The organism is Sphingobium sp. B2, from assembly GCF_007693735.1.
Classification (GTDB): domain Bacteria; phylum Pseudomonadota; class Alphaproteobacteria; order Sphingomonadales; family Sphingomonadaceae; genus Sphingobium; species Sphingobium xenophagum.
In genome coordinates, this window is the sequence record NZ_VDBZ01000001.1 from 1,123,694 (window position 1) to 1,144,461 (window position 20,768).

The window sequence follows — 20,768 nt, forward strand, 5'->3', positions numbered from 1 at the left end:
TTAAGGGGCGTCGCCGGTGGGGATGGCGACGCCCCTCTTTTGTGCCCGGCCCCTGGGGGAGGGATCATGCCGGGGCGAAAATGGATGGGCCGGGAAGTCTGTGGGGTGTGGCCCGTCCATTCATAGGCAAGACGTCACAGCACGAAGTTAACCGTCGCCCGAAATGAGATGGCGACGTGATTTTGCTGTTCTTCCGCGCCGAATTCGCCGCCGACCCGGAACGTGTCGGTGCCGCCATAGAGGCGCGCGCGGCCGGTCCAGCCATTGGTGCGATCGTCGGCAACCAGGGTGAAACGATCGCCATCCTTGAAATTGGCCACCGTGTCGCCCAGCGATCCGCCAATGATCTGGCGACGACCGCCCTCCAGTTCCAGTCGGACCCAGCCATCTTCACGCTTCAGGCTGCCAAAGTCATAGCCCGCCGTCACTGTGCCGCTGGCCGTGGTTTCATCGCTGGTCCGGCCCAGTACGGTGAGGTTGAAGGCGTCGCCGCCGCCGCTCTCGCTATAGCCATCCTCCTTCAGGCGATAATAGTCGATGCCGATCGCCGGGCGCAGGCTGATGCGGCCCATCTGCCATTGGTAGGAGGCACCGGCCGTGGCGGAATAGAGTTTGCCGTTCCAGTTGCCGTTCGCGGTGCGGGTGACATCGCCATTGTCGAAACGGCGGGTGCCGTCAAAGCCGATATGGGCGGCGGACAGACGGGCAAAGGCCAGCAGCGGACCCCATTGGCCGCGCCAGTGCGCCGCCAGTTCATATTGATCGGAATCGACCGCATTGTTGGAACTGCCGCCGCTGTCGCTGGCGTGGATATAGGCAAAGGAGCCGCCGAACGCGCCCAGATCGGTCAGATATTCGACCCCGCCGCCTGCGCCCCAGCCGTTGATGTCGTAGGAGGCTGTATCGCCCACGCTCTTGGCGCCACCAAAGCCCACCTGTTGCAGCCAGAAGCCCAGCCGCCCGTCCTTGGTCCGATACACGCCATTGGGGTCCGACAGGATGCGCGCGGTCGCGCGCGATCCCGACGTCACTGCTTCGAACGTGCCGCCCGCATGATCGGGCAGCATCTGGCGCAGATTGGTGGCCAGAGTCGTGCCATCGCTGATGCCGAGATAGGCGGTGGCGACGGCGGCATCATTATCGAGCGCATTGAAGATCGCCGGATAGGCACGGGCGAGCGAGCCGGTCAGCCCCAGTTCGGTCACGCTTTTGGCGGCAATCGAGAGGGTGACGGTCCCGGCATTGCTGTCGCCGCTGATGTTGCCCTTGAACAGATAGGGGAGCAGGGTGCTGGTCGCCAACGCCGGGGCTCCGCTGAGCGATCCGGCACGGACGATGACATAGTCGCCCGCCGATCCGCCGATCTGGGTCAGGTTGACCTTCACCTGCGATCCGCTGGCGAAGCTGGCCGCGCCCGCCACATTATAGACGGTGGCGGCATTGGTCGCCGCGTTGATGGTGACGCCCAGTGTCGATGTGCCGCTGGCGGAGAGCGACGCAAGAGAAACCGGGCCGCTGTTGGTGGCATTGAGCGTGCCGCCGTTCAGTACGACCGCCATATTGCCGCTGTTGCTGATCGCGCCGGTCAGCGCCGACGTGCCGCCCAGGGTCAGCGTGCCGCTGCCGCTGCCGAAATCGACCGCGCCGTCCAATCTGGCGCTGTCGGCCAGGGAGAGGTTCGCATTGCCGACACCGAAGTCGACATTGCCGGTCAGGCTGGATGCGCCGGACAGGGCGATGCTGTCATTGCCTGCGCCCAGCGTCAGATTGCCGGTGATGCTGCCTGCCGACACGGTGAGCGCGTCATTGCCCGATCCCAGTCGAATATCGCCGACAATGGTCGGCGCGGCGGCTGTCGAGGACGCGAGCGCCTGCGTCAGCGTGACACCGCTGCTGTTGGCGGTCAGGTCTATGGCGGTGTTGGTCAGGCCGCCCGATGCGCTGATCCGGCCAGTGTTGGACAGGCTGGCGAGCGTGCCGGAGGAATCGAGTATGGCGATCGCCGTACCTTTTTCCTTATTGGCCGCCGATGCGCTGACGGTGCCGCCGATGGCAAGGGCGTTGGCCGACGCGCCAGCGTCGATGACGATGGCGCGAGCCGATGTGCCAGCCAGCGCCGATCCTGCCGCGCCGACCGTGCCGCCGACCTTGATCGTGCCGGTACTCGTGCCCGATCCAAGCCGCAATGCAGTGGCGTTGCTGTCGTAGGAGACGGCGGACACCGTGCCGTCGATCCCGATGCCGTTGGCGATGGTGACATTGCCGCCCAGTCCGCCGATGCTCAAACCATTGGCGGCAACCCCGTCATACACGCCAAAGCCGCCAATCTGGCCCTTGACGATCAGGCCATAGCCCGAACTGTCGGCCGCGACCGCGCCGATGACGGTGTCGGCACTGGAAGCGCCGACCTGCACCGCAGCGGCGGAGCCATAGGTGACGATCGAGGCGCTGCCTTCGCTGGCGTCGGGCAGGCCGTCATCGTCCACGTCGGTATCCGTGCTGCTGGGCGTCGGCGGTACGTCGAAGATCACGCCGCCGCTCACATTGCCAGCGATGACGACGGCGGAGCCGCCCTGCAACAGATCGTCAGCATCCAGCTTGGTCACGTCGGTCGGACGGGTGGTGGAGCGATAGCCAGTGCTGGCGATGTTGCCCTGGATTTTGAGCGCGCCATTGATATCGCCCAGCAAAGCCGCGCCGATGCTGTTGGCGCCCTGCACCGACGTCGAACCGCGCAGCGTGACGTTGCCGGTGACGGCATTGGCGACCAGTCCGTAGCTATTGTCGCCGGTGACGTTGGTGATGCCGCTGGTCGACAGATTGCCGGTCAGCGGACCGTCCAGTCGAAGGCCCGCCGACTGGTTACCCTCGATCGTGATTGTACCACTATGGCCGATAGTGCCGACATGCGGCGCACCGGACTGGACCCGGATGCCGGTCTTGCCCGATCCTTTGGCGAAGGGGCCGTCTATGTCGCCATCACTGTCGGTGTCGGTCGCGGTATAGTTTTCGGCCAGGGTGATCGTGCCGCTGTTGGTGATGTCCCCCGTGGTGCCGGGTGCGGCGAGGATGGCGGTAACATCGTTCGCGTCATTGATCGTGATCGTGCCGGCATTGCTGACGTCATGGTTGCTGTCGAGCGTGACCCCGGTGCCGCTGGTCAGGGTGATCGATCCAGCGGAACTGATGACGATGTCGTCCGCCGATCCGTTCGCGACGGTCGACGTCTTGACTGGGGTGGTGGTCGACGTACCGATCGTGGTGGCGGCCGTTGCATTGGCCAGCGTCAGCGCGACCAGCGCCGGGGCGATGGCCGTGCAGGCCAGTAGATGTCGCATGATGTCTCCTCTGCGTCCCGCGCCTGATTTTTATGCGCGCGTGCAGGAAGGACGGTGCCGGATCGGCATTTCCGTCTGAACCGATGTTCAGAAAGCGAAATCCATGCCGATGCGGACGGTGCGGGGGCGTAGCGGGGTGTAATAGTCGGTATGGAGGTCAAACGGCGTACCGAGCGAGAAACGGTTGCCGTCGCTGTCGAGCAGGTTGGTCAGCGAAAGGGATATTTGCACCGGGCCGCGCGTCACGCTGGCCGACAGGCTGGTGTCGACATAATCGCCCTGCGTCCGTCCCAATATCGGGCCGACGCCCAGTTGCGACTTGCCGACATAACGGGCCGATCCTGACAGATGCAGACGCATCCCATCGCCCATCACGGTGCGATAGTCGAACGCCAGCCGTCCGCCCAGATTGGCGACGTTGGGCAAGTCCAGCGAGCGCCCTTCGAACGATAGCGCCCGCAGGAATTGCGCCGGCTGGGTCAGGCGGCTGTCATTATAGATGATGCTGGCATCCAGCGTCAGGCGCTGGATCGCGCGCACGACAATGCGTCCTTCGGCGGTATATATGCGCCCATCGCCGATATTCGCGGTGGTCGGCAGGCCGATCCGGTCGGTCACGTCGGCCTGGATGTTGCGCCAGTCGGTATAGGCGAGGTTGGCGCTGATCGCGATGGCGTCGCGCCCCGCCACGCCTTTGCGAAAACCGATCTCGGCCGTCGATATGCGGTCATTCTGGAACCGGCGGACGCGCTGGTCATCCACCGCCAGACCACCGGGCCGGAAGCCTTGCTGATAGCGGGCGTAGAGGGTGACGTCGGGGATTGCGTCCGTCAGCAGCGCGAAGGAGGGCAGGAAGATGGTTTCGCTGCGGTCCGCCTGCGCTTCCGCGCGGGCGATATCGGCAAAGGACAGGGCGGCAATGGGATCGAGCGCCTCGCCCGACAGGCGGCTGTTGGTCAGCCGTCCGCCAACGGTCGCGATCAGGCCCCTGACCGGCTCGAAAGAGGCTTCGCCGAACAGGGTCGCTTCCTTGACCTTGTTGCGGACCCCGGTGGCGGTGGCGGGCAAGCCGCGGCCGATCATGGGCACGCCGGGGATCACCTGCGGCTGGAACATGGCGGTGCCATAGGAGGTCAGCGAGCGCCGGAGCTTCGACTGGCTTTGCAGATAGGATGCGCCCAATATCCAGCCCAGACCGTTGTCGAGATCGCGCACGAGCCGGTTTTCGGTCGAAAAGATGTCGATGTCATTCCGCTGGCGGAACAGCGCGCTGGGTCCATCCTGTTGCGTGGCGTCGTAGCTTTCGGCGAGTTCATGATGGACGAAGCCGGTGGAGGAGACGAAGCGCAGGCTGTCCCACTGGCGCTCGACCCTGATATTGCCAAGCAGATAGTCGGAAAAATAAGGCTGTGCGACGCTGGAGGCGCGCTGGAGCCGGTCGAGCGACTGGGTCGCATATTGCGCGTCCCGACCATGAATATGTTGATACACGCCGTTCAAGTCGACGGTCCAGTTTTCGTCCGGGGCAAAGCGCAAAGCCGCCCGGCCACCATAGGTGCGGGTGCGATTGACATCGTTCAGGTCACGGCTGACATCGTCAATATAGCCGCCCTCCTGCACGCCATAGCCAACGACCCGCAGCGCAATTTTTTCCGGCATGATCGGCAGGTTGATCGTCGCCGACAGATCGCCGCCCGGCGCGCCATGCTGGGTGGCGGAAAGGCCCGCCGATACCTGCCCGCCAAATTCGCCCAGATTGGGGGCGTTGGGCATGATGCGGATGATGCCGCCAAGCGATCCCGCGCCATAGAGCGTCCCCTGCGGTCCTTCCAATATCTCGACCCGGCCGACATCATAGAGTTTGAGGTCCGGGTCAGGCGCGGCATAATTGAGGCGCATGTCGCCCAGATATTGGCCAGTGGTCGCTTGGGTTGGTCCCGCGACGCCGGAATCGGCGATGGCGCGGATGAACAGTTTGTTGCGGCCATTGCCCGCATGGGTGGAACTGAGGCTGGCGACCCGCGCCAGCAGCGTAGCCGTGCCGCCCGACGCTTCGCCGCTAGAAAAGAGATTGGCGTCGATCGCTTCGACCATGCTGGCATAGCGGGGCAGGGGCGGGTAGCGTTTGGACGCGGTCACGATGATTTCCGCAACGGGCTGATCGGGCAGGGGGGCTGCCGGTGCGCAGGCGGGGGCTTGGGCGGTTGCCACCGGGCGCGCGCGTACGATGCGCCAGGTCGAGGCGTCGATCATCATGGCCCCTGTCTCTTATACACATCTAGATGTGTATAAGAGACAGGGGCAGGGGCGTGTAGCGTTTGGACGCGGTGACGATGATTTCCGCAACGGGCTGATCGGGCAGGGGGGCTGCCGGTGCGCGGGCGGGGGCTTGGGCGGTTGCCACCGGGCGCGCGCGTACGATGCGCCAGGTCGAGGCGTCGATCATCATGGCCCTGGCACCGCTGCCCCGCAGCAGGCGCTTGAGCGCCGCGTCGACCGACAGGCGGCCCTTGACGGCGGGGGTGGCTATGCCGGCGAGCGACTGGTCCGACATGCCGACGCTGACGCCGGTTTGGCGGCCAAGCGCCACCACGGCCTCGCCCAGCCGTGAAGGGGCGATGCTGATAGTCTGTCTGTCCGCCGCGTGCGCGGGCGTTGCGATCGCTAGGGCGGTGACGATCAGGAGCTCAGCTTTGCGGCCCATTCCCTTCCTTCAGCACCCAGCCGTCGCCAGTGCGTATCGCGCTCAGCCCCATGAGCGGCGCGGCCCCGGCGAAGAAGCGCGCAGGGTCCTTGTCCAGCCGGATCGTGCCAGTGAAGCGCATCGCCCGCGCGCCGGGCGTGGTGGTCAGCGCGATGCCGAGCGAGCGGGCGATGTCCTGGCTGATGTCGGCCACGGCGGCATTGGCGTAGACCAGGCGTCCCTGCCGCCAGCTGGCGACGGCGGCAGGCGCAACGTCCATCACCCGCAATCCATCGCCATCATCGGCCAGCGCGCGTCCGGCGGGCAGGCTGATCGCTTCGGCCTGCGGATTATAGATCACCTTGCCTTCGGATACGCCGATCCGGGTCGCGCCGCCGGTGTGGACGATGTTGAACACGGTGCCCGCATCCTCGAACACGGCATCGCCCACGGTCACGCGGAAGGGATCGGCCGCATCATGGCGCACGGTGAAGGCCGCTTCGCCGCTGTCGAGCGCGGCAAAGCGGGTATTGTTATGGTCGAGCCGCAACGTCGTGCCGCCATTGACGTCGATCCGCGTGCCATCGTCCAGCGCGATGGTCTGCGTTTCGCCGGGCCGGGTGGTGATGGTGTAGATGTCGGCGCGGTTCATCATGCTCAGCGAAATGGTCGCGACCAGCGCTGCTGCAATCGCGCCGCCGCCAACCCAGCGCCATGTCCGGTGCCGGGGTTCGCCCGGATCATTGGCGGCAATGGGCAAGGCAGCGGGCAGGGCTGCGGGACTGGACGGGATGATGGCGTCCAGGTCGGCGTCGGCCGCCATCAGCGCGTCATAGGCGGCGGCGCGCGCAGGGTCGCCCTCCAGCCACAGCGTGAACGCCTCCCAATCGACAAAGTCGGGATCGCGCGTGCGGATGACCCATCCCAGCGCTTCCTCTTGCATCATGGCTCCAGCCCTGTTCATTTCTTGCCCCTTGCAGAGACTGACGTCGCCGACCCGGTCATGCCGTATCCATTTTCTGCTTGAGCGCGATCATGGCGCGATAGGCCTTTTGCAGATCCTTCTCCACCGTGGTCAGGCTGACCCCCAGTTCCTCGGCGATGGCGCGTTGCCCGACACCCTCGATACGGAAGCGACGGAACACCAACTCGACCCGCGGGCCGAGCGCGCGCAGCGCCTCGCGCGCTTCATCCAGCGTCTGGTTGAGGATCAGTCGTTCGTCGACCGGCATGTCGTCGACCGGATCGGCCATCACGCCGCCTGCCCCTTCCGCCCAATCCTGTTCGCGCCGTTCGCGCCGCGTGGCGGATCGGTATCTGTCCAGCATCAGATTATTGGCCATGCGATAAAGATAGGGGAGCGGATCGGCGACCGGGCCGATATCCTTCGACTCCAGCTTCATCCACATGTCCTGAATCAAGTCCTCCGCATTTTCCCCGGCGCCGCGCGCCCGAAGGAAGCGCAGCAAGGCGGCGCGGTTTGCCATGAATAGTGCGGAGAGGCCGGTGGCCATGCCTGTCTATATCCAATGCGAGGCAAGTCTTGGCAGGTTGCCATAGATGGCCGAGCGGGGTCTTGGCAATCGGCAAGCTGTTTACGGGCGTGCATTGCTGTTTTAGGGTCGGAATTGATCCAGACTTTAACATCCTCCCCTGGAAGGGGATGTGTCAGCGCGGAGCAATGATGGAGGGGTGTGAAGCCATCGATGGCTTGCCCCCCTCCGTCCGGCCTGCGGCCATCCACCTCCCCTTGCAGGGGAGGATGGGTTCAAATCTCTTAATCCTTATGGGGAGCAGCGTTGGGCATGACAGATGGCGTGGACAAGGCGGCGGCGCAGGCGGCGGGGATGGACCCCGACCGGCTCGGTGCGCTGATCGACCATCTCGGCGCGACCTATCTGGCGTCGGGCAAGCTGGCGCACATGCAATTGCTGGTTTCGCGCGATGAACAACCCGTGTTGGCGGTGGCGCGCGGCGCGGCGCGGGCGACAGGCGAGCCGCTGCGGAACGATGCCTTGTTCCGCATTGCGTCGATGACCAAGCCGATCACGTCGGTCGCCTTCATGATGCTGGTGGAGGCGGGCAAGGTTGCGCTGGATACGCCGGTGGCAGACGTCATCCCCGAATTCGCCGACCTGCGCGTCGGACGGAGTAATCGTGCACGACCCAAGCAGGTGATGAGGATGATCGACCTGCTGCGGCACATGTCGGGGCTGACATATGGGTTGCAACGCCAGACGCCGATTGACGCGCGATACCGGCAACTGGGGCTGGACGAATTTCAGCAGAAACGCACGTCGGACGAATTCATTGCCGATCTTGCCCGGTTGCCGCTGGAATATTCGCCCGGTGAGCGGTGGATCTACTCCGTGTCGACCGATGTGCTGGGCGTGGTGGTTGAACGGCTGAGCGGCATGGATTTGGATGCGTTTTTCCGCGCCCGCATATTCGATCCGCTGGGCATGATCGACACCGGCTTCGTCCTGCGCGACGATCAGGTCGAGCGGATGACCGATGCCTGGCGGCTGAACGAGGATGGCGAACGCGTCATCGCCGACCTGGGCGCGCGTAGCGGCTGGCGGCGGCAGGGCCGCTTCCTGTCCGGCGGCGGCGGGCTGGTATCGGGCGTGTCGGATTATCATCGCTTTGCGCGCATGTTGCTGCGCGGCGGAGAATTGGATGGCGCGCGGCTGTTGCGGCCCGAAACCGTGGCGATGATGCGGGACAATCAGTTGCCGGGTGGCAGCGACCTGGCCCGCTATTCGACCGGCATGTTCAGTGAGGCCGACTATAATGGCGTCGGCTTTGGCCTCGGCTTTGCAATGGATCTTAAAAGCCAGGAATATTATTGGGGCGGGGTGTTTTCGACCTTTTTCTGGATCGACCCGATCGAGCGACTGATCGGTATTTTCATGACCCAGTTGCTCCCGTCCAGCGCCTATCCGGTGCGGGCCGATCTGCGCGCTGGTGTCCGGGCTTCGATTGTCGATCATCGGGGCGTTCAGACGCGCTGATTTTTTTGCTGCGCCGCAAAAACCCTTTGGCTTGGGGCGCGACGCTGTGCCATCATCGCCCCGACAATATAGGGGGACCAGCCGCATGAACCTCAAGGGCCAGACCAAACTTCCTATCCCCGAACCGCGCCGGGTCGATCCCCAGGTTCTTGCCCATGAGATTGTCGAGCGGCTCACCTATCGCATCGGCAAGAATGCCGCCGCTGCCAAGCCGCACGACTGGCTGCACGCCGTCATCCTCTCGATCCGCGACCGGGTGATCGACGCCTGGATCACGTCGACCCAGAAAACCTATGAGGAAGAAGGGCGGCGGGTCTATTATCTGTCGCTGGAATTTCTGATCGGCCGCCTGATGCGCGATGCTGCGTCCAACATGGAAATGCTGGACGACATGCAGGCGGCGCTTGCGTCGCTGGGCGTCGATATCGATATTATCGCAGCGCTGGAGCCGGACGCGGCGCTGGGCAATGGCGGGCTTGGCCGTCTGGCCGCCTGTTTCATGGAGAGCATGGCGACGACGGACGTGCCAGCCTATGGCTATGGCATCCGCTATGTGAACGGCATGTTCCGGCAGGAAATTTCCGACGGCTGGCAGGTGGAACTGCCCGAAACCTGGCTGGCGCACGGCAATCCGTGGGAGTTTGAGCGGCGCGAGGCCAGTTACGAGATCGGCTTTGGCGGACGGGTCGATCCGGTCGAGAGCGAGGATGCCGGACCGCATCAAATGCACTGGCATCCGTCCGAACGGGTGATCGCGACGCCCTATGATACGCCGATCGCCGGCTGGCGCGGCAAGCGAGTCAATACGCTGCGGCTGTGGCAGGCGCAGCCGATCGATCCGATCCTGCTCGAAAAATTCAATGCGGGCGACCATCTGGGCGCGCTGGCCGAAAGTAATCGTGCCGAGGCGCTGACCCGTGTTCTCTATCCCGCCGACAGTTCAGCCGCGGGGCAGGAATTGCGGCTGCGGCAGGAATATTTCTTCTCCTCCGCGTCCCTGCAGGACATTGTGCGGCGGCATCTGCAATATTTCGGCAGCATCCTGACCCTGCCGGACAAGGCCGCGATCCAGCTTAACGACACCCATCCGGCGGTCGCGGTGGCCGAGTTGATGCGGATATTGCTCGACGATCATGGGCTGGAGTTCGGCGAGGCGTGGGACATCACCCGGCGCACCTTCAGCTACACCAACCATACGCTGCTGCCCGAAGCGCTGGAAAGCTGGCCGGTGCCGCTGTTCGAGCGATTGCTGCCCCGGCACATGCAGATCGTGTATGCCGTCAACAGCCGCCTGCTGGCCGAAGCGCGCAAATCGGGCCAGTTTGACGACCATGGGATTGGCGCCATCTCCCTGATCGACGAGGGCGGCGACCGGCGAGTGCGGATGGGCAATCTGGCCTTTGCCGGATCGCACAGCGTCAATGGCGTGTCGGCGCTGCATACCGATCTGATGAAGGTCACGGTCTTTGCTGACCTGCACAATCTCTATCCGACGCGGATCAACAACAAGACGAATGGCGTCACCTTCCGCCGCTGGCTGATGCAGTGCAATCCGGGGCTGTTCGCGCTGATCCGCGAGGCGATTGGCGACCGTTTCATGGACGATCCCGAAGCGCTGCGCGACCTTGATCCCTTTGCCGACGACAGCGCCTTTCAGGAGAAATTCCTGGGCGTGAAGCGGGCCAACAAGGAAGCGCTGTCCAATATATTGCGCCAGAAGGTGAACGCCCGGATCGATCCGGGCGCGATGTTCGACATCCAGATCAAGCGTATCCACGAATATAAACGGCAATTGCTCAACATCGTCGAGGCCGTGTCGCTCTATGACCAGATCCGGTCGCACCCGGAAAAGAACTGGGTGCCGCGCGTCAAATTGTTCGGCGGCAAGGCGGCATCGAGCTATCATAATGCCAAGCTGATCATCAAGCTGGCGGGCGACGTGGCGCGCGCGGTCAATCATGATCCGGCGGTGCAGGGGCTGCTCAAATTGCAGTTCGTGCCCAATTATAATGTGTCGCTGGCCGAAGTCATGATCCCGGCGGCTGACCTGTCCGAACAGATTTCGACCGCGGGCATGGAGGCGTCGGGCACCGGCAATATGAAGTTCGCGGTCAATGGCGCGCTGACCATCGGCACGCTGGATGGCGCCAATGTCGAGATGCGCGATCATGTGGGTGAGGAGAATATCATCATCTTCGGCCTGACCGCGCAGGAGGTGAACGAGCGCCGTGCCAACGGCTATAATCCGCGTGAGGTAATCGACCAGAGCCGCGAATTGTCCCAAGCGTTGAACGCGATTGCCAGCGGCGTATTCTCGCCCGACGACCCCGATCGTTACAAGGGGCTGATCCAGGGCATCTATGACCATGACTGGTTCATGCTGGCGGCGGATTTCGACAGCTATTCCGCCGCGCAGCGCAATGTCGATGCGCTCTGGACGGATGGCGCTTTGTGGGCGAAGAAGGCGATACATAATGTTGCCCGGATGGGCTGGTTCTCGTCGGACCGGACCATCCGCGAATATGCGACCGACATCTGGAAGATAAAGCCATGAGCGGAATGCGAGGATAAGCGGTGTTGACGCCGGAACAGATTGACCGGCTGATACAAGGTCGCGAGGACGACCCCTTTGCCACGCTTGGCGTGCATCCGGCTGAAAGCGGCTTTACCGCCTGTGTGCTGTTGCCCGAAGCGGTTAGCGTCAGCGCCCAGACGCTGGATGGCAAGCCGGTCGGCGAACTGGCGGCGATCCACCCGGACGGGCTGTTTTTCGGCAAGGTGAAAATCCGCAAGCGCCAGCCGTTGCGTTACGTCGCCCATTATGGCGATGGCGGCGACCATGTCATGATCGATCCCTATGGCTTCGGCCCGGTCCTGGGGCCGATGGATGATTATTATTTCGCGCAAGGATCGCACGGACGCCTGTTCGACAAGCTGGGCGCGCATGCAATGACCCATGACGGAGTGACCGGCACGCATTTTGCCGTATGGGCGCCCAATGCAAAGCGCGTGTCAGTGGTGGGCGACTTCAATCGCTGGGATGGCCGCCGCGCGCCGATGCGCCACCGGGCGGACGCTGGCGTGTGGGAGATTTTCCTGCCCGATGTCGGACCGGGCAGCGCGTATAAATATGAGATTATGGGCGCGGATGGCGTCATCCTGCCGCTCAAGGCCGACCCCTTTGCCTTTCAGTCCGAACTGCGCCCCTCGACCGCGTCGATCGTCGCGGCGCCGCTTGACCATGAATGGGGCGACGAACGGCATAAGGACCATTGGCAGAAGGCCGATGCGCGGCGTGAGCCGGTGTCGATTTATGAAGTCCATGCCGGGTCATGGCAGCGGGACGAGTCCGGCGATTTTCTGAGCTGGGATGAACTGGCGCGGCGGTTGATCCCCTATGTCGTCGGCATGGGCTTTACCCATATCGAATTTCTGCCGATCAGCGAATATCCCTATGATCCCAGTTGGGGGTACCAGACGCTGGGTCTCTATGCGCCGACCGCGCGGTTCGGCGATCCGACGGGCTTTGCTCGTTTTGTCGACGGGGCGCACCAGGCCGGGATTGGCGTGATCCTCGACTGGGTGCCGGCGCATTTCCCGACCGACGAACATGGGCTGGCCTATTTTGATGGCACGGCACTGTATGAACATGCCGATCCGCGCAAGGGATTCCACCCTGACTGGAACACCGCCATCTATAATTTCGGGCGGCGCGAGGTATCGCAATATCTGGTCAATAACGCGCTGTTCTGGGCCGAGCGCTATCATGTCGACGGGCTGCGTGTCGATGCCGTCGCTTCCATGCTCTATCTCGATTATTCGCGGGCGCCCGGCGAGTGGGTGCCCAATGATCATGGCGGACGGGAGAATGTGGAGGCTGTGGCCTTCCTCCAGCAACTCAACACCGTCCTGTACGGCACCCATGGCGGGGTGATGACGATCGCGGAGGAATCGACCAGCTGGCCCGACGTGTCGCGCCCGGTGCATAGCGGTGGCCTGGGTTTCGGTTTCAAATGGAATATGGGGTTCATGCACGACACGCTGCGCTATTTGCAGCGCGATCCGGTGCATCGCTGCCATCATCATGACGACATCACCTTCGGCCTGCTCTACGCCTTTACCGAGAATTTCGTGCTGGCGCTGAGCCATGACGAGGTGGTGCATGGCAAGGCGTCGTTGCTGCACAAGATGCCGGGCGATGACTGGCAGAAATTCGCCACGCTACGGGCCTATTATGGCCTGATGTGGGGGTATCCGGGCAAGAAGCTGCTGTTCATGGGGCAGGAGTTCGCCCAGCGCGGGGAGTGGAGCGAGGAACGGGCGCTCGACTGGCATCTGGTCGATCATGCCCCCCACCAGGGCGTGCAGCAATGGGTGAGCGATCTCAACCATCTCTATCGCTCCCGACCGGCGCTGCATGCGCGCGATTGCGAGCCGGAGGGGTTTGAATGGGTGCTGGTGGATGCCGCCGCCGACTCCGTCTTTGCCTGGGTGCGGCGGGCGCCCGGCGCGCGTCCGATCGTCGTCATCAGCCATTTTACGCCATTGCTGCGGCATGGTTACCGGATGCGTTTGCCATCGGGCGGAACGTGGCGCGAAATATTGAACAGCGACGCGGCCGGTTATGGCGGCAGCAATGCAGGAAATATGGGCATGGTGACGGCGGATGAGGAGGGATGGGCCAATGTAACCATTCCCCCATTCGCGACGTTGATGCTGGAACTGGATATTTAAGGAAGCCGACGGGCGCGTGCAGGCGACGGACGGGGCAATGCGAGGAGAGGCCCGAAATGCAGCAACCACGAAACCAGCCGATCGCCCGTGACGCCATGGCCTATGTGCTGGCGGGAGGGCGCGGCAGTCGCCTGGCGGAACTGACCGACAAGCGCGCCAAGCCTGCCGTCCATTTTGGCGGCAAGGCGCGGATCATCGATTTTGCCCTGTCCAATGCGCTTAACAGCGGTATTCGCCGCATCGGCGTGGCGACGCAGTATAAGGCGCATTCGCTGATCCGCCATTTGCAGCGCGGCTGGAACTTCTTTCGTCCCGAACGCAATGAGAGCTTCGATATTCTGCCCGCCAGCCAGCGCGTGTCGGAAAGCCAATGGTATGAAGGGACCGCCGACGCCGTGTTCCAGAATATCGACATCATCGAAAGTTATGCGCCCGAATATATGGTGCTGCTGGCGGGCGATCATGTCTATAAAATGGACTATGAGCTGATGCTCCAGCAGCATGTCGATAGCGGCGCGGACGTGACGGTCGGCTGCATGGAAGTGCCGCGTAGCGAGGCGTCCGGCTTTGGCGTGATGCATGTCGATGAAAAGGACTGGATCACCGCCTTCGTCGAAAAGCCAAAAGACCCGCCAGCCATTCCCGGCCAGCCCGATATGGCCCTGGCGTCGATGGGCATCTATGTTTTCCAGACCCGGTTCCTGATCGAGCAGTTGCGCCGCGATGCGGACGATCCGGCCAGCAAGCGCGACTTTGGCGGCGACATCATTCCCCATATCGTCAAGCATGGCAAAGCGGTGGCGCACCGCTTTTCGAGCAGTTGCGTGCGTGCCGAAAGCGAGCTGGTTCCCTATTGGCGCGACGTGGGGACGATCGATGCCTATTGGCAGGCGAGCATCGACCTGACCGACGTGGTACCCTCGCTGGATCTGTATGACCGCAGCTGGCCGCTATGGACCTATTCCGAAGTCACTCCACCCGCCAAGTTCGTGCATAATGAGGATGGACGGCGCGGGTCCGCGACATCGTCTCTGGTGGCGGGCGGTTGCATCGTGTCGGGTTCGTCGCTGCATCGCAGCCTGCTGTTTTCCGGGGTCAAGACGCATAGCTTTTCGTCGGTCACCGACAGCGTGATCATGCCCAATTGCGAGATCGGGCGCGGGGCGCGGTTGCACAAATGCGTGCTCGATTCCGGCATCATCATCCCGCCCGGCCTGATTATCGGCGAACATCCGGAGGAGGATGCGCAGCGCTTTCGCCGGACCGACAGCGGCATATGTCTGGTCACGCAGCCGATGATCGAGCGGCTGGTGGCTTGAGCGGTCGCATGGCGATGAAATTGCTGTCGGTTGCGTCCGAAATCTATCCGCTGGTCAAGACGGGCGGCCTGGCCGACGTCGCAGGTGCGCTGCCGGGGGCGCTGGCAGCGCAGGATGTGCAGGCGCGCACGTTGGTGCCGGGCTATCCCGGCGTGATTGCGCGTCTGGGCAAGGCGAAGGTGGTGCGTCGTTATGAGGCGCTGTTCGGCGTTCCCGCGACGGTGCTGGCGGCGAGCGTCGACGGACTGGACCTGCTGGTACTGGACGCGCCCGATTTCTATGCACGCGAAGGCGGTCCCTATGGCGATCCTGCGGGCAATGAGTGGCCTGACAACTGGCGGCGTTTTGCGGCCCTGTCGCGGGTGGGTGCGGATATTGCTGCGGAGGGACTGAAGGGCTGGCGGCCCGATGTCGTCCATGTTCATGACTGGCAGGCGGCGATGACCGCGGCCTATATGCGCTTTGGCCCGGCCTATGGCGTGCCCAAGGTGGTGACGATCCACAATCTGGCGTTTCAGGGGCGGTTCGGTGCCGACATCTTTGCCGCGCTGGGCCTGCCGCAGGAGGCGTGGGGGGTGGATGGCGTCGAATATTATGGCGGCATCGGTTATTTGAAGGCGGGACTGGTATCGGCGGATGCGATTACGACAGTCAGCCCGACATATGCGGAGGAAATTCGCTCGCCGGTCCACGGCATGGGGCTGGACGGCCTGATCAACGGGCGGGTGGACCGCCTGCACGGCATATTGAACGGGGTCGATACCGACATCTGGAATCCGGGTAATGATGCTTTGATTTCAAAGGTTTATTCCGCACGGTCGCTTGGTGGGCGGATGGCCAACCGGCGGGCGCTGGAAAGCCGCTTTGGTCTGGATCATGACGGCGCGCCGATCTTCATCATCGTCAGCCGGTTGACCTGGCAGAAGGGGATGGACCTGCTGGTGGACGCGATCGATCATCTGGTCGGGCTGGGGGCGAAGCTCGCCGTGCTGGGATCGGGCGACCATCCGCTGGAGGGTGCATTTCTGGGCGCGGCGGACCGGCATCGCGGACGGATCGGCGTGCAGATCGGCTATGATGAGCCGCTGTCGCACCTGATGCAGGCGGGGGGAGACGCCATATTGATCCCGTCGCGGTTCGAGCCGTGCGGACTGACCCAGCTTTATGCGTTGCGCTATGGCTGCGTGCCGGTGGTGGCGCGGGTCGGCGGGCTGGCCGATACGGTGATCGACGCCAATGAGGCGGCGCTGGCGGCAGGGGCGGCGACAGGCATCGTCTTTGCCCCGTCCGATCCGCTGGCCTTGCATGGTGCGATCGGCAGGGCGGTGCGATTGCATGGACAACGGCCTGTCTGGCAGGCGATGCAGCGGGCGGGGATGCGCAGCGAAGTGTCGTGGGATCATAGCGCGGCGCGCTATGCGGCGCTGTACCGGGCGTTGCTGGCGGAGGTGGCGTGAGCGGGGGCGGATGTGCGCCGGTCATCGGCGCCACCGCCACCCGCTTTTCGATCTGGGCGCCCGAGGCCGAACAGCTATGGCTGTGCCTGTTCGATGACGCGGATCGGGAGCGGCGCGTGCCGATGCTGCGCGACGTCGATGGCGTGTGGCATGTCGAGCTGTCCGGCGTCGGGGCGGGCGCGCGGTACGGCATGCGCGCGGATGGTCCTTATGATCCGGCGGCGGGGCTGTGGTTCGATCCCGACAAGCTGCTGCTCGATCCCTATGCTCCGGCAGTCGACCGGGCCTTCGTCTATGACCCGGCGCTGACGGCCAGGCGGGGGGAGGGCGAGGACACGGCGCCGCTTTGCCCGAAGGGGGTGGTGGTTGCGCCGTCGATGCCGCTCCCCGCCAGGCCGCCGCATTTTACGCCGGGCGGCCTGATCTACGAACTGCATGTGCGCGGCTTTACGATGCTGCATCCCGATGTACCGGAGGCGCTGCGCGGGACCATCGCCGCGCTGGCCCATCCGGCGATCATCGCGCATTTGAAGCAGTTGCATGTGTCCGCCGTGGAGCTGATGCCGATCAACGCCTGGATCGACGAGCGGCATCTGGGTCCGATCGGCCTGACCAACTATTGGGGCTATAATCCGGTCAGCTGGTTTGCGATCGACCCGCGTCTTGCGCCGGGCGGCATGGCGGAACTGCGCGCCACGGTGGCGGCTTTGCAGGACGCAGGGATCGGCGTGATCCTGGACATGGTCTATAATCATAATGGCGAGAGCGACATGCAGGGGCCGACGCTGTCGCTGCGTGGCCTCAATGCCCGCGACTATTTCCGCCATGCCGACAGTGGGGAACTGATCAACGATACCGGGACCGGCAACAGCATCGCGTGCAACCAGCCGATGGTGCGCCGCCTGATCCTGGATTCACTCCGCCATTTCGTGACGCAGGCGGGGGTGGATGGCTTCCGCTTCGATCTGGGGCCGGCGCTGGGGCGGATGACGGAGGGGTTCGATCCCCATGCGCCGTTGCTGGAGGAGATGCGGGCCGACCCGGTGCTGGCCGACCGGGTGATGATCGCGGAGCCATGGGATATTGGACCGGGCGGTTATCAACTGGGCCGGTTCGGGCAGGGGTGGCTGGAGTGGAACGACCGCTATCGCGACGACATGCGGCGCTTCTGGCGGGGGGACACTGGGATGCTGGGTGGATTTGCCACGCGGCTGGCGGGATCGTCCGACATATTCGGCGGGGATGTGACCCGGACCGTCAACTTTCTGGCCGCCCATGATGGTTTCACGCTGGCGGACCTTACCGCCTATGAGCAGAGGCATAATCACGCCAATGGCGAGGAGAATCGCGATGGTCATGGCGAAAATCTGAGCTGGAACAACGGCGTCGAGGGGGTGAGCGACGATCCCGTCATCATAGCGGCGCGGCGGCGCGACGTGATGGCGCTGCTCTCCACCCTCTTCTGTTCGCGCGGGGCGATCATGCTGAGCGCGGGCGATGAATTTGGCCGCAGCCAGCAGGGCAATAATAATGCCTATGCGCAGGATAATGCGATTGGCTGGATCGACTGGACCGGGCGTGACCGGGAGATTGAAGCCCACGCCTTCACCCTGGCAGCGCTGCGGGCGCGATGTCCTGATTTCAAGGATATTGCCATGCTGCGTGAGGAGGATGTGGCATGGACCGACGAGCGCGGCCGCGCCATGGACGTTGCCCAATGGGAGCAGCCGGAGCGACGCTGCGTTGCGCTGCATTTCCTGCGATCGGGATGGACATTGTGCGTGAATGGCAGCGCAGAGCCCTGCGAATTTCACCTGGGCGATGATCGTTGCGTAACTGTTGCCAGCCGAAGCCTGTTGTTGCTCGATCCATTACCCCGCTAAGGGGCGTGAGTCTCCCGACGGTCGGGATTGGAAAGAGCAAGAGAAAGTTGACCTGATGCCGGAAGAACACCCCCCCATATTTCGAGGCTATCGGCGCGGAAAGGGCAAGGGGGCCGTGCCGGGTTCGGCCTATCCAGCGATGATCGACACGCTGCGCGATTTTCTGGACGATCTCGCCGCCGCCAAGCTTGATGAAACGACGATCGAGGCGCTGGCAGCGGACCTGCAGCAATGGCGCGGGCGACTGGCACCGTTGAAGGCGAGCGAGGAACATCGGATGTTCGGGCGGGTCGACAATGTGCCGGGCCATGGTCAGGTCATGTGTCCCGCCATCGACATCGAAGAGCTGGATGAGACGTCTGTTCGGGCGCAGGTGACCTTTGGCGACTATTTTCTGGGGGGCAATGCGGCCGCTCATGGCGGTGCAGTGTCGCTCATGTTCGACGAACTGCTTGGCATGTCGGCCAATGCTGGTCCGGGTGGCGTGGCGCGCACTGCCTATCTGCACATCAATTATCGCGCGATCACACCCATGAACCGGCCATTGACGGTGACCGCGACCGTTTATGCAATAGAAGGCAGAAAGCGGTTCGTGCGCGGGGAATTGAAGGATGGCGAACGGCTGTGCGCCGATGCCGATGGGCTGTTTCTGGAATTGCTGCCCGGCCAGCAATGATGTGGTGAGTCCAGCTGGGTTCGAACCAGCGACCTACTGATTAAAAGTCAGTTGCTCTACCGACTGAGCTATGGACCCCAACTGCTTAGGTGCGGACGCCCTAGAGGGGGCGGCGGGGATGGTCAACCTCTTGTGGCATGCTTTGGCTGGCTTTTTGCAGGCGGGCGCGGAGGTGACGGACGTTGAGCCCTGAGCGGGGATCGCGCCAGGTGGGGGCGATGCTGCGGAGCGGGGTCAAAACGAAATCGCGCGCGGCAAAGGCGGGATGGGGGATCGTCAGTGCAGGGCTGTCCCATGCGCCGCCCGACCACAGGATGATGTCGATGTCGATGCTGCGCGCGCCCCAGCGGCGGTAGCGGCGTCGGCCCAGCGCCTGTTCGATCGACTGGAGCCATGCCAGCATGGCGGGCGGGGCAAGCGGGCTTTGGACCAGCAGCGCGGCGTTGGCGTAGCGGCGGCGGGACGGACCGATGGGCGGCGTTTCGATCGTCGGCGAAATTGCGATCACCCGGCCGTGCTGCGCGATTCGCGCAGTCGCTTCGACCAATAGCCTGCGCGGCGTCAGGCGAGCGGACAGGGCGCGGTTCGATCCCAGCGCCAGGGCATAGAGATGGAGGATCGCGGTCGCCATGGGCTGCGCTTACAGCTGTGGCGCGCGCGCGCAAGCGGCGCGTTCAGAATTGTGCGGATGGCGCTTTGCCATGTTTCGCTGATGCCTTCATTTCTTCATAGACGACGTCGCGCGCATCGGGCTCCAGCGCCTCCAGATATTTGATCGCGGCCTTGTAGGTCAGGAAATCCTTGCCATCGGCGATGATCGGCACGGTGCGGCCATTATAGATTCGCCTGAGCAGGCGTCGTTGCGTCCTGCCGATGGGCGACGCGCTTTCGGTGTCGGTCATGGTCTGTGGTGGAACCTTGTGCATGAAAAAGGGCGGCTCCTTGCGGGGCCGCCCTTTTGTAAAGCCTTGGGTGAAAGCCGATCAGCGCGAATAGAATTCGACGACCAGATTGGGTTCCATCTTCACCGGATAGGGCACTTCGTCCAGCGTGGGAACGCGGACATAGGTGACCTTGGCAGCGCCATCGGGGGAGACATAGTCGGGGATGTCGCGTTCGGCCAGAGCCTGCGCTTCCATCACCAGCGCCATTTCCTGCGCCTTCTTGCCCAGGGTGATTTCGTCGCCCGGCTTCACCAGACGCGAGGCAATGTTGCACTTCACGCCGTTCACATAGATGTGGCCGTGCGAAACGATCTGGCGCGACGCGAAGATGGTCGGCGCGAACTTGGCGCGATAGACGACGGCGTCCAGGCGGCGTTCGAGCAGACCAATGAGGTTCTGGCCGGTGTCGCCCTTCATGCGGCTGGCTTCGAAATAGTTCTTCTTGAACTGCTTTTCGGTGATGTCGCCGTAATAGCCCTTCAGCTTCTGCTTGGCGCGCAGCTGGATGCCATAGTCGGACACCTTGCCCTTGCGGCGCTGGCCGTGCTGACCGGGACCATATTCGCGCTTGTTGACAGGCGATTTGGGACGGCCCCAGATATTCTCGCCCATGCGACGGTCGAGTTTATACTTGGCGCTTGTGCGCTTCGTCATAGATAATTCCTTACAAATGCTAACAACTAAGCCCGCCCTGAAAGGGTGAGCATCATTCCCGGTATC

General features: G+C 63.5%; 15 protein-coding genes and 1 tRNA gene. 7 read left to right on the forward strand and 9 right to left on the reverse strand.

All coding sequences use genetic code 11. The features are described 5' to 3' along the window. Positions 1 to 134 precede the first annotated feature (134 nt). The 5 genes from FE851_RS05560 to FE851_RS05580 form a co-directional block, all read right to left on the reverse strand. The gene (locus FE851_RS05560) at positions 135 to 3,338 is read right to left on the reverse strand and encodes an autotransporter domain-containing protein (protein WP_145200559.1); all 3,204 of its coding nucleotides are present in this window, start codon (positions 3,336 to 3,338) and stop codon (positions 135 to 137) included. An 87-nt stretch (positions 3,339 to 3,425) separates the two neighbouring features. Further along, positions 3,426 to 5,594 carry a TonB-dependent receptor gene (locus FE851_RS05565; RefSeq protein ID WP_261370857.1) on the reverse strand — a complete coding sequence of 723 codons (2,169 nt, stop codon included), beginning with the start codon at positions 5,592 to 5,594 and terminating at the stop codon, positions 3,426 to 3,428. A 22-nt stretch (positions 5,595 to 5,616) separates the two neighbouring features. Then, positions 5,617 to 6,042, reverse strand: coding sequence for an STN domain-containing protein (locus FE851_RS05570; protein WP_261370858.1), 426 nt, complete (start codon positions 6,040 to 6,042; stop codon positions 5,617 to 5,619). Beyond that, positions 6,026 to 6,967, reverse strand: a complete 942-nt coding sequence (locus tag FE851_RS05575) for a FecR family protein (RefSeq protein WP_145200563.1) — start codon at positions 6,965 to 6,967, stop codon at positions 6,026 to 6,028. Before FE851_RS05575 ends, FE851_RS05570 begins: the two co-directional genes overlap by 17 nt. A 55-nt stretch (positions 6,968 to 7,022) precedes the next feature. Then, positions 7,023 to 7,535: an RNA polymerase sigma factor gene (locus FE851_RS05580; RefSeq protein WP_019052541.1), complete on the reverse strand. Its 513-nt coding sequence runs from the start codon at positions 7,533 to 7,535 to the stop codon at positions 7,023 to 7,025. 291 nt (positions 7,536 to 7,826) lie between these two features. On the opposite strand from FE851_RS05580, the gene FE851_RS05585 reads away from it, so the two are divergent. From FE851_RS05585 to FE851_RS05615, 7 genes are all read left to right on the forward strand, one after another. Further along, positions 7,827 to 9,035: a serine hydrolase domain-containing protein gene (locus FE851_RS05585; protein ID WP_145200565.1), complete on the forward strand. Its 1,209-nt coding sequence runs from the start codon at positions 7,827 to 7,829 to the stop codon at positions 9,033 to 9,035. A gap of 85 nt (positions 9,036 to 9,120) precedes the next feature. Continuing rightward, a complete protein-coding gene (locus FE851_RS05590; RefSeq protein ID WP_145200568.1) occupies positions 9,121 to 11,589 on the forward strand; it encodes a glycogen/starch/alpha-glucan phosphorylase in 2,469 nt (822 codons plus the stop codon). A 20-nt stretch (positions 11,590 to 11,609) separates the two neighbouring features. Further along, entirely contained in the window at positions 11,610 to 13,769 is a 2,160-nt protein-coding gene (gene glgB / locus FE851_RS05595) for a 1,4-alpha-glucan branching protein GlgB (RefSeq protein WP_145200571.1), read from the forward strand. A gap of 56 nt (positions 13,770 to 13,825) precedes the next feature. Next, positions 13,826 to 15,088, forward strand: coding sequence for a glucose-1-phosphate adenylyltransferase (gene glgC, locus FE851_RS05600; RefSeq protein WP_026002676.1), 1,263 nt, complete (start codon positions 13,826 to 13,828; stop codon positions 15,086 to 15,088). 8 nt (positions 15,089 to 15,096) lie between these two features. After that, on the forward strand, positions 15,097 to 16,545 hold the full coding sequence (gene glgA, locus FE851_RS05605) for a glycogen synthase GlgA (protein ID WP_145200574.1): 1,449 nt from the start codon (positions 15,097 to 15,099) through the stop codon (positions 16,543 to 16,545). After that, on the forward strand, positions 16,542 to 18,428 hold the full coding sequence (gene glgX, locus FE851_RS05610) for a glycogen debranching protein GlgX (protein WP_145200577.1): 1,887 nt from the start codon (positions 16,542 to 16,544) through the stop codon (positions 18,426 to 18,428). The genes glgA and glgX overlap by 4 nt, the downstream gene beginning before the upstream one ends. Positions 18,429 to 18,483: 55 nt before the next feature. Further along, positions 18,484 to 19,104, forward strand: a complete 621-nt coding sequence (locus FE851_RS05615) for a PaaI family thioesterase (protein WP_261370859.1) — start codon at positions 18,484 to 18,486, stop codon at positions 19,102 to 19,104. A 2-nt stretch (positions 19,105 to 19,106) separates the two neighbouring features. Here the strand turns inward: FE851_RS05615 and FE851_RS05620 are convergent. From FE851_RS05620 to rpsD, 4 genes are all read right to left on the reverse strand, one after another. Next, positions 19,107 to 19,182: transfer RNA gene (locus tag FE851_RS05620), tRNA-Lys, on the reverse strand. 22 nt (positions 19,183 to 19,204) lie between these two features. Then, complete coding sequence (gene folK / locus FE851_RS05625) at positions 19,205 to 19,735, reverse strand: 2-amino-4-hydroxy-6-hydroxymethyldihydropteridine diphosphokinase (RefSeq protein ID WP_145200580.1); 531 nt, start codon at positions 19,733 to 19,735, stop codon at positions 19,205 to 19,207. Between the two features lie 43 nt (positions 19,736 to 19,778). Then, complete coding sequence (locus FE851_RS05630; protein ID WP_261370860.1) at positions 19,779 to 20,030, reverse strand: hypothetical protein; 252 nt, start codon at positions 20,028 to 20,030, stop codon at positions 19,779 to 19,781. 57 nt (positions 20,031 to 20,087) lie between these two features. Continuing rightward, a complete protein-coding gene (gene rpsD, locus FE851_RS05635) occupies positions 20,088 to 20,702 on the reverse strand; it encodes a 30S ribosomal protein S4 (RefSeq protein WP_017184634.1) in 615 nt (204 codons plus the stop codon). Between the last annotated feature and the right edge of the window lie 66 nt (positions 20,703 to 20,768).